Source organism: Janthinobacterium silvisoli (genome assembly GCF_014200725.1).
Lineage (GTDB): Bacteria > Pseudomonadota > Gammaproteobacteria > Burkholderiales > Burkholderiaceae_D > Janthinobacterium.
In genome coordinates this window covers 22365-40688 of record NZ_JACHCL010000012.1, presented here as the reverse complement: position 1 = coordinate 40688, position 18324 = coordinate 22365, and the positions used below count along the sequence as shown (strand labels likewise).

General features: G+C 62.7%; 9 protein-coding genes. 6 read left to right on the top strand and 3 right to left on the bottom strand.

Going from position 1 to position 18324, the window contains the following annotated elements; genetic code table 11:
• Nucleotides 1-5: 5 nt before the first annotated feature.
• Together HDE75_RS26365 and HDE75_RS26360 are read right to left on the bottom strand one after the other, a co-directional pair.
• Nucleotides 6-8618, bottom strand: a complete 8613-nt coding sequence (locus tag HDE75_RS26365; protein ID WP_183683106.1) for a GH36-type glycosyl hydrolase domain-containing protein — start codon at nt 8616-8618, stop codon at nt 6-8.
• 460 nt (nt 8619-9078) lie between these two features.
• Nucleotides 9079-11103 (bottom strand): aminotransferase class V-fold PLP-dependent enzyme, encoded by a 2025-nt coding sequence (locus tag HDE75_RS26360; protein ID WP_183683028.1) that lies wholly within the window; start codon nt 11101-11103, stop codon nt 9079-9081.
• A gap of 222 nt (nt 11104-11325) precedes the next feature.
• Here HDE75_RS26360 and HDE75_RS26355 point away from each other — a divergent pair, with 222 nt between their 5' ends.
• From HDE75_RS26355 to HDE75_RS26340, 4 genes are all read left to right on the top strand, one after another.
• Complete coding sequence (locus HDE75_RS26355; protein WP_183683025.1) at nt 11326-12018, top strand: response regulator; 693 nt, start codon at nt 11326-11328, stop codon at nt 12016-12018.
• On the top strand, nt 12008-13315 hold the full coding sequence (locus tag HDE75_RS26350) for an ATP-binding protein (RefSeq protein WP_183683022.1): 1308 nt from the start codon (nt 12008-12010) through the stop codon (nt 13313-13315). The genes HDE75_RS26355 and HDE75_RS26350 overlap by 11 nt, the downstream gene beginning before the upstream one ends.
• A 145-nt stretch (nt 13316-13460) precedes the next feature.
• The gene (locus HDE75_RS26345; RefSeq protein WP_183683019.1) at nt 13461-14762 is read left to right on the top strand and encodes a glycosyl hydrolase family 8; all 1302 of its coding nucleotides are present in this window, start codon (nt 13461-13463) and stop codon (nt 14760-14762) included.
• A 76-nt stretch (nt 14763-14838) separates the two neighbouring features.
• The gene (locus tag HDE75_RS26340) at nt 14839-15324 is read left to right on the top strand and encodes an Lrp/AsnC family transcriptional regulator (RefSeq protein WP_183683017.1); all 486 of its coding nucleotides are present in this window, start codon (nt 14839-14841) and stop codon (nt 15322-15324) included.
• A 5-nt stretch (nt 15325-15329) separates the two neighbouring features.
• Here HDE75_RS26340 and HDE75_RS26335 read toward each other — a convergent pair whose 3' ends face one another.
• Nucleotides 15330-15848 (bottom strand): thioredoxin family protein, encoded by a 519-nt coding sequence (locus tag HDE75_RS26335; protein WP_260174476.1) that lies wholly within the window; start codon nt 15846-15848, stop codon nt 15330-15332.
• A 206-nt stretch (nt 15849-16054) separates the two neighbouring features.
• Here HDE75_RS26335 and HDE75_RS26330 point away from each other — a divergent pair, with 206 nt between their 5' ends.
• Both HDE75_RS26330 and HDE75_RS26325 read left to right on the top strand, forming a co-directional pair.
• Nucleotides 16055-17221 carry an HPP family protein gene (locus tag HDE75_RS26330; RefSeq protein WP_183683098.1) on the top strand — a complete coding sequence of 389 codons (1167 nt, stop codon included), beginning with the start codon at nt 16055-16057 and terminating at the stop codon, nt 17219-17221.
• Nucleotides 17218-18309 (top strand): M48 family metallopeptidase, encoded by a 1092-nt coding sequence (locus tag HDE75_RS26325; RefSeq protein ID WP_183683014.1) that lies wholly within the window; start codon nt 17218-17220, stop codon nt 18307-18309. Before HDE75_RS26330 ends, HDE75_RS26325 begins: the two co-directional genes overlap by 4 nt.
• Nucleotides 18310-18324: the final 15 nt, after the last annotated feature.

Genomic DNA, 18324 nt, shown 5'->3' with positions numbered 1-18324 from the left:
CAATACTACAGCCGCAGTAGCACAGCATACTCGCGGCTCTCGTCGATCAGGGTGATGCTGTCGCCCTCGACTGCCACGCCATCGAGCGACAGGCCGGTTTGCTGGTCCCCTGCTTTTTCGATGGTGATGGCATAGTTGCTGGCGCCGTAGCGGTAATGCAGCTTGTAGCGATCCCAGCCGGCCGGCATGCAGGGTTTGATGCGCAATTGCTTGCCCTCGCGCGTCACCCCCAGCAGGGACTCGACGATCAGCCGGTACAGCCAGCCCGACGATCCCGTGTACCAGCTCCAGCCGCCGCGCCCCACGTGCGGCGAGACGGCGTACACGTCGGCCGTCACCACATACGGTTCGACCTTGTAGCGCGCCGTCGCCTTTGCATCAACGCCATGGCGTACCGGATTAATCATGCGCAGCAGTTCCCACGCCTTTTCACCTTCGCCCAGCCGCGCAAACGCCATCGCCGTCCAGATGGCGGCATGCGTGTACTGTCCGCCGTTTTCGCGCACACCTGGCACATAACCGCGGATATAGCCGGGGTTGAGGGCTGATTTGTCGAACGGCGGATCGAGCAGCTGGATCACGCCAGAATCGCGACGCACCAAGCGTGCATCGACCTGGCGCATGGCGCCTGCCACGCGCTCCTTGTTGGCTGCGCCCGACAGCACGCCCCAGCTTTGCGAGATCGAATCGATCTGGCATTCCTCGTTCTCGTGCGATCCCAGCGGCGTGCCGTCATCGAAATATGCGCGCCGGTACCACTCGCCATCCCAGGCATTGGCTTCGACGTTGGCCGCCAGTTTGACCGCCTCATCGCGGCAGAACTGGGCAAACGTTGCGTCGCCGCGCAGCACCGCTACTTCGGCAAAGCGCTGCAGCACTTCATACAGGAAGAAGGCCAGCCACACGCTTTCTCCCTTGCCGTGTTCGCCCACCTTGTCCATGCCGTCATTCCAGTCGCACGATCCCATCAGCGGCAAGCCGTGCACGCCCATGCGCAAGCCATGGCGGATGGCCCGCACGCAGTGTTCGTAAAGGTCGGCCGATTCGCCCGAACGTACGGGCAGATCGTAGTAGGAATCTTCTTCAGGTTTGACGGCGCGGCCCTCGATGAAAGGAGCAACCTCGGACAGCACATTTAGGTCGCCCGTAGCGATCACATAGCGGCAGGCGGCCAGGGGCAGCCACAGGTAATCGTCCGAGCAATGCGTGCGCACGCCGCGGTCCGCTGGCGGATGCCACCAGTGCTGCACGTCGCCCTCCACGAACTGGTGGGCGGCGCACAGCAGCAGATGGCCGCGCAGCAGTTGCGGAGCGGTGTGCACCATCGCCATTGCATCTTGCAGCTGGTCGCGGAAACCATAGGCGCCGCCCGACTGGTAATAGCCGCTGCGCGCCCACAAACGGCAGGCGATGGTCTGGTACATCAACCAGCCATTGGCGATCACGTCCAGCGATGGCTCCGGCGTTTCGATGCGTACGGCGCCCAGGGTGGTATCCCAATAAGCGCGTACTTTTTCCAAAGTAGCGCGGGCGGTATCCTTGCCGATATAGCGCTGCACCATGGTGCTGGCGTCGGCATTGCGGCGCCCGCCCACGCCAAGCACAAAGACGATCTCGCGCTCCTGCCCCGGCTGCAGTTCAAATGGCACCTGGATCGCCGCGCACGGGTCCAGCCCCGTACCCGCCTTGCCTGATAAACGCACGCGGCGCAAGGCGGCCGGCTGCGCCATGCTGCCATTGCGGCCGATGAATTCATTGCGGTCGCAGGTGATGGAACGGATGCTGGCATCGGTATTGAAAAAGCCCACCCGGCCAGAAAATTCCGTGTTGTAGTTATTGCGCGCAAACAGGGCGCCGCTGACGGTATCGACCTCGGTCACCACATGCATGCTGGACTTGGGACGCAAGTCGGCCAGCACCCATTCCACATAGCCCGTGACGGACAGGCGGCGCGGCACGCCACTGTCATTGCGCACCTTGATCACCGAATACTTGATGGCGGCGTCCAGCGCCACATAGGTGGTCAGCTCGGTGGTGACGCCGCCTTCGCTATGCTCGAACACGCTGTAGCCAAAGCCGTGGCGCGTCACATAATCCCCGCTGCCGCGCGCCGGCAGCGCCGCCGGCGACCAGAAATGTCCGCTCTGCTCGTCGCGCACATAAAACGCTTCGCCCGACAGATCCGACACCGGGTCGTTATGCCATGGCGTGAGGCGGAATTCATGCGCATTTTCGCTCCAGGTATACGCCTGGCCGCTCTCGGACACCACCGTGCCGAATTGGGCATTGGCCAGCACATTCGACCACGGCGCCGGCGTCTGCTGCGCCTCGCTGGTGGTGATCACATATTCGCGGCCATCGGGCGTAAAACCACCGAGGCCATTTTCCAGGATCAGTTCACGCTCTGCCGCGCGGTGCGGCAGCGACGGCTGTTCGCGGCTGGTGTCCTGCATCAGCGGTGGCATGCGCAGCACGGGGCTGGCGGGCCGCTTGACCTGTTCGGCCAGGGTGCCCCGCATATCGCTGATGATGGCGCGCGCCACCGATTGCAGCAAGATGCGGTCTTCATTGGCGATCTGTTCGGCCAGGCGCACGAAGATACCGCCCGGCCGGTCGACCGCCTGCGCATCGATGCCCGAAGCGATCAAGCCCATGATCTGGTCGTGCAGCAGCTGGCGGTAGCCCGACTGGTCTTCGTACCAGATCACCAGGTCCACCACCAGGCCTTTCAAACGCCAATAGGCATGCGCCTGCACCATCTGGCGCGCCAGTTCGATATTGGCCGGATCGCGTATCTGCAGCAGCACGATGGGCAGGTCGCCCGAAATCGCATACGCCCACAGGCCGGACTGGCCGCGCTGGTTCTTGATCAGGACGCTCGCTTCGGCGCGCAGCGCGGCGTTCGGATAAATCACCGCATTGGCCAGGCGCGCATACAGCTGCGCGTCGCCTTCGCTGGCATTGAGCTGGCGCAGCACCACCTGGCTATGCGTCCACGCCAGTTCAAACACGCGGTCGGCCAGATGGCGGTCCTGGTATTTGTCGATCAGATGCAGGGCTGCATCGCGCTGCTCGGCCATGCCGGTCACGCTATCGACGGTGACCGCCTGATCAGGTTCCAGGGTGATGACATAACGGATCGCCACGATAGGGTCCAGCACGGAACCCTGGCCGCCACTCAAAGGACCGCTTTCCTGCAGCGCCAGCGGCAGTTGCGCCGTGTTGCCACGGCCAATGAAACGCGCGCGATCCGTTTCGAACGACACTTCATAACGGTCTGCGTCATGCACCGTCATCACATGCAGCAGCCATGGCATCTGCTCGTCTTTCGAGCGGGGCCGGCGCGTGCACAGGATGGCGTTTTCCTGCTGCAGGATTTCCGTCTGCACGAACAGCTTGCTGAAGGCGGGATGGGCCGCATCGGCGGGCGCCGGCGCCATCACCACTTCGGCATAACTGGTGATTTCTATGTGCCGCTGGCGGTTCGAATTATTGCTGATGCGCGTACGGCGGATTTCAATATCGTCTTCGGGTGAGACGACGATTTCCGTGTACAGGTCCAGGCCATGGTCGGAGCGGCGGAACTCGGCGCGTCCTTCGGAAAAAATCACTTCATATTTTTTCGGATCGACCAGGGTCGGCTGGTAAGTCGTTGACCAGACGGCATCATCGTCGAGGTCGCGTAGATAGCAGAAATTACCCCAATTATCGCGCGTGCTGTCTTCGCGCCAGCGCGTCACGGACAAGTCTTTCCAGCGGCTGTAGCTGCCGCCCGCATTGCTGACCATCACGTGATAGCGGCCGTTCGACAGCAGCTGCGTTTCGGGCACGGCGCTATTGGCTTGCGTGAGGATGCGCATCGGCATGGCCTGCTCGGCCGCACCGCTGCGCAGCACCGCCAGTTCGGCCGTGTTCGAATAAAAGGCGCCTGCCTGCGGCGTGCGTTCCTGCAGCACCAGCAAGGCCGACTGCAGCAGCGGATCGGACTCGAAGCGGCGCTGCATGGGGCGGTCGTGCAGCAGATAGCTGAGGGCCAGGAAACCCATGCCCTGATGGTGCACCATGAAGGAGCGGATGACGGCGCTGTTCTGCCCGCGCGGCAACCGCGCCGTGGTGAAATCGACGGCTTCGAAGAAACCGTAACGGCCCATATAGCCGGCCGCCTGCATGCGCTGCAGGTTCTGGCACGATGCTTCGGGCTGCACCATCAAACCCATCATGCAGGCGTAGGGGGCGATCACCAGATCGTCGGCCAGACCCCGCTTCAAGCCCAGGCCAGGCACGCCAAAGGCGCGGTACTGGTAATTGAGGCTGGCGTCGACCGTGTTGTAGCCAGACTCGGAAACGCCCCACGGCACATCGCGCTGGCGGCCATAATCGATCTGCGCCTCGATCACCGAATGGTAGGTCTGGTCGAGCAAGGTATTCGGATAGTTCGGCATCACCAGGAGCGGCATCAGGTACTCGAACATCGAGCCGCTCCACGACAGCAGCACGGGCTGGCCAGCGACCATGCATAACTGGCGACCCAGTGCAAACCAGTGCTCTTGCGGCAGCTGGCCCTGGGCGATGGCGATGAAGCTGGCCAGGCGCACTTCGGACGCCAGCAAATCATAGTAGCTGGGGTCCAGGCGCCGCTCGCTGACGTTGTAGCCGATCGACAGCAGCTTGGTCGACGGGTTGTACAGGAATGCGTATTCGATCTGCGCAAAATCGCGCGCCTGGCTTGCCGCCTGGGCGATGTCGCGCAGCTGGCGGTTCGCCTGTTCGCGCCCCTGTGCCAGCAAGGCGGCCAGTTCCTGCGGCGTACCGTCCGGCGCTTCCATGTTCGCCAGTTCGCGCAGGGTGGGCACGCGTTCAAAGGCCGCGTCCAGGCCCGATTGCGCAGACCACGGCGCCAGTAACAGCAATTCAGCCAGGGCCGTGCGGCACTGGCGCGCCAGCGCGCCCGACCACATCGCCGAATCACCCTCGGTATCGCCATCGGGCAGCGCTTGCGACAGCAGCGTTTCAGCCGCCGCGCTGGCCCGCTGCAGATAGGCATGCCACTCGGGCAATGTGTCTGGTGCCGTGGGTTTTTGCAGCAGCGCCAGCGCATCGCGTATGACGGGCACCGCGCGGCCATGGCCTTCGTCGACCAGGCATTGCTGCAGCACTTGCGCCGTCGTGGCGATGCCGTGGGCCAGTTGTGTACCGAAGATGGGCGCGTCATACAGCTCGACCAGCCCAGGATGCAAGGTCATCAGATGGCCGGACAGGTTACCGCTGTCCACCGTCGAGATATACAGGGGCTGCAGCGCTTTCATCGTCTGCGTGTCGTACCAGTTATAGAAATGGCCCTGGTAGCGTTCCAGCTCGCCCATGCTGCGCAAGGTGGCGCGGCTGCGCTCGACCAGCTGACCCATGGTGAGATAGCCAAAATCGTAGGCGCTCAGGTTGGCCAGCAAGGCCAGGCCGATATTCGTCGGCGAGGTACGGTGCGCCACCACCTGGGTCGGATGCTCCTGCATATTATCGGGAGGCAGCCAGTGATCGTCGGGACCGACAAAGGTCTCGAAATACGCCCAGGTCTTGCGCGCTACGCCATGCAAAAATGTGCCCTGCTCGGCCGACAAACGCGCCACGGCACGCTCGATGGGACGGCTGATCCACCAGGCGATGGCTGGCGCGGCTAGCCACAGCAGCAGGATGACGGCAGCCGCCGGCAAGGCTTGCGGGCGCCAGTACAGCAAGGCGCCGGTGACAGCCAGCGCCAGCACGGGCGAGCACCACATGGCTAGCCAGCTATCGCTTTGACGGCCGGTGGAGGTATGCAGATTCGAGGCACGCCAGTCGAGCAAATGCTTGTGCGAGATGGCCAAGCGCCACAAGGTGCGCGCGATGGCGTCCAGGCTGACATAGGCTTCATAAGGCAGGAAGACCAGGGTCAGCATGGCGTGCGAGAACTGCACGCCGCAGCGCCGTTCAAACGCGGCCAGATGCTGGCGCCATAAGGTGTCGCGCGGCTTGCGCAGCAAATCGTAGAGGGCCGACACCACCGGTGGCAGGAAGATGATGGCCAGTACCGCTACGCTCCAGAAAGCCACTTGCGGCATCAAGGCCCATACCAGCAGCAAGGACAAGGTCGTGGCGGGCGCCACCACGCTGCGGCGCAGATTATCGAACAGCTTCCAGCGCGACAGCATCGACAAGGGATTGCGTTCGCGCTTGCCGGCGCGGCCCGGCACGCGGCCCAGCAGCCAGCCTATCAATTGCCAGTCGCCGCGTATCCAGCGCTGGCGGCGGCTCACGTCAGCGTCATAGCGGGCCGGATATTCTTCGTACAGTTGCGAGTCGCTGAGCAGGCCGGCGCGCAGATAACAGCCTTCCAGCAAATCATGGCTGAGGATTTTATTGTCAGGCAGGCGCTGGCCCAGCACGCGCTCGAACATGTCGAGGTCGTAGATGCCCTTGCCGATGAAAGAGCCTTCATAAAACACATCCTGGTACAGGTCGGACACGGTGCGCGTATAGGGGTCGATACCCGGTTCGCCGCCACACAGCAGCTCATAGCGCGAAGCGTTTGCGCTGGGCAGCGCGACGGCCACGCGCGGCTGCAAAATACCGTAGCCAGCCACCACGCGCGTGCCGGCGGCGTCGAGCACGGGCCGGTTCAGCGGATGCATCATGGTGGCGATCAGCTGGCGCGCCGCATCGCGCGGCAGTTGCGTATCGGTATCCAGGGTGATCACATATTTGATGGTGCGCAGGCCACGCAACTCACCCTCGACCAGGGAAAATTTGTCGCGCGCCTCACCGCGCAAGAACGCATTCAGGTCGGATAGTTTGCCCCGTTTGCGCTCCTGCCCCATCCAGGCATTCTGCTGCGAGTTCCACAGGCGCGGCCGATGCAGCAGCAGGAAAGGACCCACTTGCCCCAGGTCTGCGCGCTCGGCCGGATCGCCGTTTTCCTTGTAAGGCTGGCCTTCCACGCGGTACTTGTCATTCAGGCCGCGGATGATCTCCTGCGCCTGCTGCAGCAAGGCCGCATCGCCGGGCAAAGTCTGCGTGGGGGCGTCGACAAAATCCGTCAGCAGGCAGAAACGCAGGTTAGCATCGCGGTTGGCCAGATAGCGTACTTCCAGCGCTTCGCAGAGTTCCACCACATTGTCAGCGCTATACAGGAGGGTCGGCACGACCACGATGCCGCGCGCATCGGACGGCAAACCATCGGTGTAATCCATGCGCGGCAAAGGGTGGGGGGAAGTGAGCAAGGTAGCCACCCAGTTCACCACCGCCACGGCCAGCTGGCTGCTGCCCAGTACGGACAGCAAGCCCACCAGCGCCAGCAGCCAGCCATGTACGCCGCTGCGCGCCGCATGATCGAGCAACAGTGCGGTGGCCGCCAGGGTCAAAAAGGCGATCGCCCCCAGGTAGACGGCCAATGGCGACGCGCGTGCCGTATGTTGCAATGCCTCGACGAACGACAGCTTGGCGCCCGCCTGTTTTTCCAGTATCAGCACGCCCTTGTCGACCAGATAAAAGCCGATATGGGCGCGGCGTGCATCATTGCCCGCACCATGCGTGTGCGCCAGCTGCACCGCAATTTCCGCCACTTCCACTTCACTGCGCTCGCTGCGCTTGGCGATGCGCTCGATGGCATGCCGGTAGCTGTCGCGCGTGGCGAAATCCATCGCGCCATAAGTGCCGGCCGGGTCCAGGCGCAAGGTTTGTTCGACCACGCTCATGGTCTCGACAAATTCCTGCCAATCCATGGTGCCCAGGAAGCGCAGGCTGACGATGCTGTTCGAGATCGAAACCTGGTCGGCCGCCTGCTGGCCGATCTCGGCCTGGATCTGCTGCTCTATCGTCAGTCCCGATTCGGCCAGGCGGTGCGTCAGCCACGACAGGGCCAGCGTCAGGGAGGCGCTTTGCCCTTGCAGGCGGCGCGCCAGTTCCGCCACGAAGGCGCTGGTGATGGGCGGGTTCGAGCGCGCCATGTCGGCCACCAGCAGGATCAGCCCGCTGGGATTGCGCTCGGCGATCTCCGTCATCTGGTCGGCCCAGGTATTGGCCAGGTCGCGCTGCATGCGGTCGTCGGCCACGCGCGCAGCCACGCGGCGCAGGTTTTCAATCAGCGCCAGGCGCAGCATGATGGGCACGGCCCACAGTTCGCCCAGGGTCAGGGTCGCCACGTCCTGGTAAGCCTCGACGAAGTGGCACAGGTTTTCCAGGTCGACGTGGCCATCGCCATGTGAAATGATTTCCAGCGCGATCTTGTAGACGCGGGGACACCCCACATCGAGACCCGACGTCAGGCGCGGTAATTCCTTGCTGTAGTTTTTCGGCAAGTGGCGCCGCGTAGTGCGGATCTGTTCTTCGATCAGGTAAAAATTATCGAGCAGCCATTCCGAGGCGGGCGTGACCTGGCGCCCGCTTTTCACGGTGGCGGTCAATTCATTGACGGTGGCCGTGATCAGGGCGGCGTTATCGGCCAGGCGCGCCAGCAAGCGGTCGCGGCCCTGGCGCTTTCCCACCGCATGCCCGGTGGCCACGTTCTTGCCATGGGCAGCCATTTGCATGGCGCTGAACAATTCCGAGCGCAGCGGCAAGTCATCGTCGCGTGCGGCATCGAACATGAAGGAGGAAGGGGATGGGTCTTGAAAAATGTCTTTCAAACGGGACAGTTTTTCCTTGACGGCGGCAGTGTACTCTTTCAACTTGGGCCTCGCTCGGTGGCGCATGGGATACGCATAACAGATACGCAAACCATACGCATGACACAATGAACCGCAAGCAAAGGCGCACCAGAACCGCCGTGCCGCACACCAGGATACTGGCGGGCACAGGCAGAAATGACAGCGTAACGCCATGGCGTTGCGGTGAATCTCGGGATCAGGGAGATTTTCTGAACTTCATCGTAGGGGCGCGTGCCGTGCAACACCGTGCGCTAGCGTACAAAGCCCACGCATTATCGGGCTGTCGAGGAGGAAATCTGGCGGGGAGAATGCGGAAAGATTCTTTGAGGAAATTAATGCCCTGTAGCACAGCATCGCAGCCATGCGACAGGGTGTCAGACTAGCGTGAAAGCAAGAACACTCAGGCGGCGATCGCCAGCGTCTCGCGCATCGCTGCGGCCATGGCCAGGCCGCCATTCAATTGCCAGGCGGCACTATGGCCAAGGCTACGCAGGCAGGCGCTGGCGCGCGCGCTGCGATTGCCGCTGCGGCAGAAAAACACCAGCGGCCGCTGTGGCTGCTGCAACCAGGCGCCGACCTGTTCCGCCAGGCGGCTCAGCGGTACGCTATGCATGGCCAGGCCCTCGAATACATCGTCCACGCAAGCGGCCTGTTCATGGCCTTCACGCACGTCTACCAGAATGGCATCGCGGTGTTGCTGCAAGAAGGCAGAGAGGTCCTTTGCATCGAGCTGCAAGGGTGCCGACGCCGGCTGGCCCTGCTCCGCGCGCAAGGTGCTGCACAGCTGCTCGCCGCGCGCGGAACACAACACGGTATCGGGCGTGAGCAAGCCCGCTTCCAGCAAGGGAGCAATCGCCCTGGACGCCAGGGTGCCTGTAAAGGCAAATGCCTGCCCCAGCACATACACAGCCTGCCCTTCGCAATCGACACGGCGCAAGGTTTGTTGGCCCAAGGCCAGCTCACCTTCAGTACCGATATCAGCAAGATGTTCCAGCCCCAAAGCTTGCAGCAGCGCCTGGCGCGCCGCGCCCTGGTCCGCCGGCGCGGCCGTCAACACGATGGCGCGCACGCTGTAGCCCTGGCAGCGCAGCAAGGCAGCCAGGCGCGGCACCAGCGCAGCCACCGGGTCGATCACCACGCAGGTGGCGCTGGCGGCGTCGCTGATCAGCCAGGTACTAAAGCCGTCAAACGTCAATTGCAGCACGCCGTCATGCGGTGTGGGTGATGAGGCCGACGGCAGCAGGCAGTTGCTGCGCAGCGCCTCGCCGCAGCGCTCGATACGGGCGCAGGCTTCGGTGATCGTTTGCGCGTCGATCAAGGGGCCGAAGGACATGCGGATGGCCGAGCTGGCGCGCCATTGCGGCACCTGCATGGCTTCGAGCACATAGCTGGGCAGGGCTTTGGCCGCCGAACAGGCACTGCCCGAACTGACGCGCACGCGGGCCGCATCGAACAGGTCCAGCAATTCTTTCGACGACAGGCCGGGCACGCTGAAGTTGAGCGTGGTCGGCAGCGACAAGGCCAGCGGCATATTGAAGACGATGCCAGGGAAAGCCCGTTCCAGGCTAGCCACCAGGCGCTCGCGGAACACCGCCAGTTCAGCGTGGCTACGGAAGGTCTTCCCATCATCGAGCGCCGCCAGCACGGCGCCCAGGGCAACGATGCCAGTCATGTTTTCGGTGCCCGAACGCAAGCCGGCTTCCTGGCCGCCGCCCATCAGCAAGGGCGTGAACGGTGCGCCATTGCGCACATACAGCATGCCGATGCCCTTCGGTGCATATAGTTTGTGGCCGGAAAATGGCGCGTAATCGATACGCGTGGCAGCCAGGTTCAGCTTGAGCTTGCCCAGCGCCTGCACGCAATCAACCATCCAGTAAGCATCGGCGCCGTGCTGTTGCAGCAATTGCGCGATCGCCGTCAGGTCGCTGATGACGCCGGTTTCATTATTGGCCGCCATGGTGCACAGCATGGCTGTATCACCGATGATTTCGGCCAGCACTTGCAAATCATGGCGGCCCTGCGCATCGACGGGCAGCTTGCGCAATTCCAGGTTCAAGCCCAGCAAGCGGTTCCAGTGCGCCAGCGCTTCCGGCACGGCCTTGTGTTCGGTCGCGCCATACACCAGCAAGCTGCCGATGTGCTTGCCAGCATCGCGGCGTTCGCGCAGCGCGCACAGCGCCGACAGCACGGCCGTCTGTATACCCTCGGTGGCGCCGCTGTTGAACATCAGCCTGCCTTCGCCCGTGCCCAGCAGACTGCTGGCGCGGCGGCGCACGCCATCGAGCAGCGCTTTTGCCTGCAGTCCCGTGGCGTGTGTACTGCTGGGGTTGCCGTAGCCTTGCTCCATCGCCTGTTTTGCGGCGGCGACGGCGGCGGGCAGCACGCTGGTGGTGGCGTTGCTGTCGAGGTAGATTTCAGTGTTCATGGGTGGTATCAGAAAATTGCTGGCGAATGGACAGCTTAACGAATTCGCCCCATCAATATATACCAAAAATTCCTGCAAATGCCATCATATAAAGCATATTCATTTTATTTTAAGTAATTACGCAGCATAAGATCACTACATGCTGTTAGCGAACTAATTTCCCATGTCTAACTTATTGTATAGTTGCCTTTTCGTTCATCCCGCCTCGACGCCTTTTGCGCCATGCCAGACCACCTGCTGCTGATCGAAGACGACTTGCCGCTGGCCGCCCTGACGGCGCAATTCCTGCGCGCCGAAGGCTTTCGCGTCAGCATAGTCCATCGCGGCGATGAAGCAACCGCAGCCATCGAACAATTGCAACCGGCGCTGGTGATCCTCGACGTGATGCTGCCGGGCCTGGACGGTTTCAGCGTGTGCCGCCAGATCCGCGCCGCGTATCGAGGCTTGATCCTGATGCTGACCGCGCTCGATGAAAACCATGAACAATTGACCGGCTTCGACGCCGGCGCCGATGATTTTGTCGTCAAGCCCGTCGATCCGCTGGTTTTGCTGGCGCGCATACGGGCGATGCTGCGGCGCCATCCGCGGCAGGCGCGGCGCCTGGATTTCGGCCGCTTCAGTCTCGATCTGCACTGCCAGCAAGCCACACTCGATGGCGCCCGCCTGCATTTTTCCACCGCCGAATTCGAATTGCTGGCCATCTTTGCGCGCCACGCCGGCCTGCCGCTGGGGCGCGAAGTGTTGCTGCAGCAGCTGCGCGGTCTGGACTACGACGGCAGCAACCGCTCGGTCGACATGCGGGTATCCCGCTTGCGCAAGAAACTGGGCGCGCTCGATTGTCCGGTGACGATACAGACCGTCATGGCGCAAGGTTATCTGTTCAGCGAAACCGGGGCAGCGCCGCATGCACATTAAACCTGCCGCCCGTGCGCACGCCTTGGCGCTGCTGGCATGCCTCGCCTGGGGCGCGCTGACCATCTGGCTACTGTTCCTGTCAGCCAAGAGCGCCGTCGGCGTGAGCGAATACAGCTTCCGGCGCCTGATGGGCGGTCCCGGTTATTTACTGGTCGAACAATTGCGCGGCCTGTCGGGCGAGGCGCGCGAACAGCGCTTGCAGGAACTGCAGCGGCGCTTCCAGTTTCCACTGACCCTGGTGCCGCGCGACAGCGTCGAACTGGCGCCGGAAGCGGGCGTGATGCTCGACAATGAACACGCCGTACTCGGTGTCAGCGAGGAAATCGCGTATTACGCGCTGGACCGCAACACCTTGATACAGTTCGGCCCGATGTGGGGCGCGGCGGCGATGGAAGACGTGCTGAACCTGCGCATCTACTGGCTGACGGCCGCCGCCGCGGCGCTGCCCTTGCCGCTGCTGCTACTGGCGGCCTGGCACCGCCGGCGCAAGCGCGCCGCCACCCTGTCGGCACTCAGCAGTTCGCTGTCGCAACTGGCCCGCACGCCCGCGCTGATCTTGCCCACCGCTAGCGCCGAATGGGCGCCGTTGCTGGCCGCACTGCAACAGCATGCGCACCACATCGCCGCGATGAGCGAACGCCACAAGGAAGTATCGCAAGCGGTCTCGCACGAATTGCGCACGCCGCTGGCGCGCATGCGTTTTGCGCTGGCCCTGCTGGAGCGGGGCGCGGATGACGACACCCGGCGACGCTTGCAAGAGCGTTTGCTGAAAGACGTGGTGGAACTCGAATCGCTGGTGCGCGCCAGCCTGGCCTTCGCCCGCCTGGCCGATGCACCGGCGGCGCTGGCCCGCGAACCGGTAATGCTGCGCAGTTGGCTGCAGGAAGAACTCGATGCACTGGAACTGGCCAGACAGCCGGCCGAACTGGTCATCGATACCACGGCGCGCGAATTGCGCGGCGACCGCGCACTGCTGCATTTGATCGTACGCAATCTGCTGGTCAACGCCTGCACCTACGGCCATGGCCGGCTGCGCCTCAGCGTGGCCAACCATGGCAGCGGTCATATCGTGCTGCATGTGGACGACGACGGTCCCGGCGTAGCGCGGGAAGACCGTGAACGCATCTTCGAGCCGTTCGTGCGCCTGATGCCGCACGACGCCGACAATACGGGCCATGGCCTGGGTCTGGCACTGGCCAAACGCGCCGCCCACTGGCAGCAGGGCGATATCCAGGTGACGCGCAGCCCGCTGGGCGGCGCCCGCTTCAGCCTGCTCTTGCCCTTGCGGCTGGACTGACACCCCAGCGTCCGTTACATCCTGTGACAGCCGGCCCGGCCGGGCACTTTTACACTACAGCAACTAGTCGCCGCCGACTACGCAGTGCGCTCTTTACTGCATGCGCATCGCCCTTGCCTCGCCCACCTTTACCGGAGAAATCACCATGCCTGCAATGACGCACCGTACCCTGGCCCTGGCCATCATGACCAGCCTGCTTGCCGCCTGTGGCGGCGGCAGCGACTATCAAAGTGGACAGGCACCGGTGAACGCCGCCGAAGTCGTGACGTCGCTGGCGCCGCAGCCTTACACGGCTGGCACCATCCGTCCGAACCACGTCACCCAGGCACAGCTGGACCAGCAGCGCCTGTCCTTTTACCAGCAATGGAAAAACAAATACATCGCCCAGGAATGCGGCGCCGGCCGCTATTTCGTCAAGGTCAATGCGGATGGAAAATTTTCCGGCGGTGGCACCCAGAATGGCACGCTGACGATTTCGGAAGCACATGGCTACGGCATGCTGATCAGCGTGCTGATGGCCGATGAAGACCCGGGCGCCAAGACCGTATTCGATGGCATGGTGGCATATTTCCGCGACCACCAGGCCAGCTCGGGCCCAGGCTTGATGGCGTGGAACCAGATCGTCGGCTGCGGCAATTCCAGCGATGGCAGCAGCAGTGCCACCGACGGCGACCTCGACATTGCATACGCACTGCTGCTGGCCCACCGCCAGTGGGGCAGCACCGGCGCGATCAATTACCGCCAGGAAGCGCAAACTGTCTTGAACGCCATCATGGCGCGCGAAGTCCATCCATCGGGCAAACACTTGCTGCTGGGCGACTGGACCGGCACCACCGGCAAGTATGGCTATTCCACCCGCACCTCGGACTTCACCATGTCGCACCTGGCCGCCTTTGCCGCCAGCACTGGCGACGCGCGCTGGAGCGCCGTGCGCGACCGCAGCTACGCCATCATCGACACCTTGCGTACCAGCTACAGCCCGCAAACCTCGCTGGTGCCCGATTTTGTCGTAAACCTCAATATTGCCGCCAAGCCAGCCGCCAGCAACTTCCTGGAAGGTACGACCGATGGCCAGTATTCGTGGAATGCCTCGCGTTATCCATGGCGCGTGGCGCTCGACTACCTGGTCTACGGCGACCAGCGCGCTTTCAACGCCCTCACGCCATTCAATGCCTGGGCCCGCACACAGACGGGCAACAACCCGGCCAAGTTCGCCAGCGGCTATAAGCTGAACGGCACGCCGATCAAGGCCAACGAAACCAATGAGCTGGCGTTTGTGTCGGCGCTGGGCGTGGCGGCCATGATCGCACCGGAAAACCAGGCCTGGCTGAACGCCATCTGGACCAATGTGCAAGGCCGCACCCTGCAGCAGGAAGATTATTACGGCAACAGCCTGAAGATGCTGACGATGATAGGCATGACGGGCCGCTGGGCCAAGCCACAATAACAATCGGCCGCAGTAAAAGCTGGTCGTACTCTGCTAAGATCCAGGATAAATATTCTAGATCTTGGCGATAAACGACATGAACTCACTCGACAAATTCGATTGCGCGATACTGGCCGCACTGCAGAGCGATGGCACGCTGTCGATCGCCGCCCTCAGCGAAAAGATAGGCTTGTCCAGCACGCCATGCTGGAAGCGGGTCAAGCGGCTGGAAGAAGAAGGGTATATCGAGAACCGGGTGGCGATCGTCAACCGGCAAAAAGTGGGCTTGCCGGTGACGGTGTTTGTCAGCGTGCGCACGGGCCAGCATGATGAAAAGTGGCTGCGCCGCTTTGCCGCCGCCGTCATCGTGCTGCCGGAAGTGCAGGAATTTCACCGCATGAGCGGCGATATCGACTATCTGCTGAAAGTCGTCACCACCGATATCAAGGGTTACGATACCTTCTACAAAAAGCTGATCAAGGCAGTACAGCTGACGGGTGTGTCGTCCGCTTTTTCCATGGAGCAAATCAAGTTCACCACGGAATTACCGCTGGAATTGATTGCCCATGGCTTGCCTGCCTGACGCGATTACAAGGCCGGCGACTTGACCGTTGCTGCGTGCGTAAAGAAGTCGAAAATACCGCTTTCGCTCATGCGGCGCGCATTGGCCAGCTCGCCGCCCTTGGTGGCGTACAACACCTGGTTGTTCTCGCTCGATACCAGCACGGCGGCAGGAATACCTTTCTTGATCGGGTTGCCATAGGCGTTGGCCACGTCCAGGTTATGGTCGAAATTGCCCACGTCAACCTTGACGACACGGAATTCCTTTTGCATCAGTTCTGCGTTCTTGCCTTGTTTTAATGCCTTGTCGAGCGCACGGCAATCTTCACACCAGTTGGCGCCAAAGATCAGCAGCACAGGCACATGGGCCGCCTTGGCTTCCGCCAACGCGTGGGCCACGTCGGCTTTGGCGTCGGCTGCCGTGTTGTAAGGCAAGTGCTGCGCGGTGCCTGGCTCTGCCGGGGCGGGAGCGGCGGCAATGGCGGCACCGGCAAACATCACACTGGCGAGCAAGGCGGAAAGGGTGGATTTGGCGGCGATACGCATATTGAAACTCCATAGTAAACATGAGGCAAGCTGAGCTGATCTCAGCGGACATGACTGACTAGAATATTCCTGCTCGAAAGAAATATCTACAATTAATTCACACTGTGCTTATACGAAATCCGAATAAGCACGCCAGCAGGGTAGCAGTCATGCATGGGATAATAGACACCAGACTGAGCAGCGCGGCGTACCTGCGCCCTATCACCATGACCTATTCCTTCCTGGCACGCTGGCTGCCACAACCGAACAACGGCAGCCGCCGCGAGCAATTGCGCGCCTGCGCAGGCGCCATCTGCGGCTTGCTGCTAACGGGCCTGGCGTGCCACTTCCTGCTGGCGCCCGATAGCGCCAGCATTTATCTGATCGCGCCCATGGGCGCTTCAGCCGTGTTGTTATTTTGCCTGCCTGCCAGCCCACTGGCCCAGCCATGGTCCGTCGTCGGCGGCAATGTGGTCTCGGGCTTGGTCGGCGTGGCCTGCGTGAAATGGCTGGGGCCGACCGTCGGTGTGGCGGCGTTGGCCGCCTGCCTGGCGATTGCCGCCATGTTCGCCCTGCGCTGTTTGCATCCGCCCGGTGGCGCCGTGGCCCTGACCACCGTGGTGGGCGGCGCCAGCGTGCATGCGGCCGGCTTTGAATTTGTCTTTATCACCGTGCTGTGCAATTCGGCCATGCTGGTCGCTTGCGCCGTGCTGTACAACAATCTGACGGGGCGCCGCTATCCACACAGCCAGCAACTGGCGCCAGCGCATCCGCACGCCACCGCCGACCAGCCGCCCAGCATGCGGCTGGGGATTTCACCGGATGACCTCGATGCAGTGCTGCGCCAGCACAAGCAAGTACTCGACATCAGCCGCGACGACTTGCAGGCAATCTTCTTGCAAACAGAAATGCGCGCCTACCAGCGCCGCTTCGGTATTGTGACCTGTGCCGACATCATGTCGAAAGACGTGCTCAGCGTGGAGTTCGGCACCAGCCTGAGCGACGCCTGGCAATTGATGCGACAGCATGAGGTAGGTGCCTTGCCCGTGCTGAACCGCGCCCGCCGCGTGATCGGCATCATCACGCAAAGCGATTTCCTGCGCCAGCAAACCATGGACGATTACCACGGTGTGCGCTACCACTTGCGCCTGCTGCTGCAGCGCAGCGGCTTGAGCCATGGCGACAAACCGGAAGTGGTCGGCCAACTGATGACGGCGTCGCCGCACACGGCCAGGCTCGGCACGCCCATCATCGATTTGCTGCCCCTGATGGCCGATGCCGGCTACCACCATATTCCCATCCTCGATGACGACGCGCGCCTGGCCGGCATCATCAGCCAGTCCGACCTGATGGCGGCCCTGTACGAAAGCCGCTTTGCAGAGCTGGCGGCATGACAGCGTTTCTAGCCTATCTGCATGCATCCAACGCCGCACCGCAGGGGCCGCTGACGGCGCATTTTTTCGGCCAGCAATTGTCGATAGACGATAGTGCCACCGGCAGCGTCGATGTGGCCCGGCTCAACGTCAGCGTTGGCGGCATGGACAAGCCACAACTATTCCTCAATTGGCTCGATGACGAGGGCCGGCAAATGGCATTGCAGGCGGCCACGCCGGACGATGTCGCCACACTATTGGCCAGTGCCCCCGCCGCGCTGCAGCCAGCCTTGCAAAAGCTGTGGCGCGAACGCCAGCGCAACCGCCGGCAAGTCTCGGGCTGGCTAAGCGGCTTGACGAGTGCGACCATCGTTGCGGCGGCCCTGCTGTGGTGGCAGGGCAACAACACCATCGCCTGGCTGGCCGGCCACATTCCCTTGTCGGCCGAGAAACAGCTGGGCGACCTGGCCCTAGCGCAAGTACGCAGCCAGGGCGGCTTGCTGGAACAAGGCGCCGCACAGCAAACGGTACAAGAGATCGGCCAGCGCCTGACCACCGGTTCACCCTATCACTACCGCTGGCTGGTAAAACAGGATGACAGCGTCAATGCGTTCGCCATGCCAGGCGGCATTATCGTCGTGCATACGGGTCTGCTGCGCCAGGCGGCCGACCCCGGTGAACTGGCCGGTGTGCTGGCGCATGAAGTACAGCATGTGGAGCAGCGCCATTCCTTGCGGCAAATGATCAGCAGCCTGGGCTGGGGCGCGCTGGTCGGCGTGACCCTCGGCGATATCAGCGCCGTGGCCGCCATGGTGGTCCACCAGGCCGGCACCCTGTATTTCAGCCGCGACATGGAAGAAGAGGCCGACCGGCGCGGTCTGCACGCCTTGCAACGGGTAAACATCCGCCCCGATGGCATGCTGACATTCTTCCAGAAATTTGGCAGCGACAAAGCCGCGCCTGGCTGGCTGTCCTCGCATCCGCAAACAACAGTACGCGCACAGGGTATCGCACAGTTGATCGCCGCCAACCCTTGCCCCACCTGTTTGCCCTTGCAAAACGAACATTGGCCAGCGATGAAAGCAGCCTTGCCGGCTGCAGCCAAATAGCCACGCTCCCTCCAG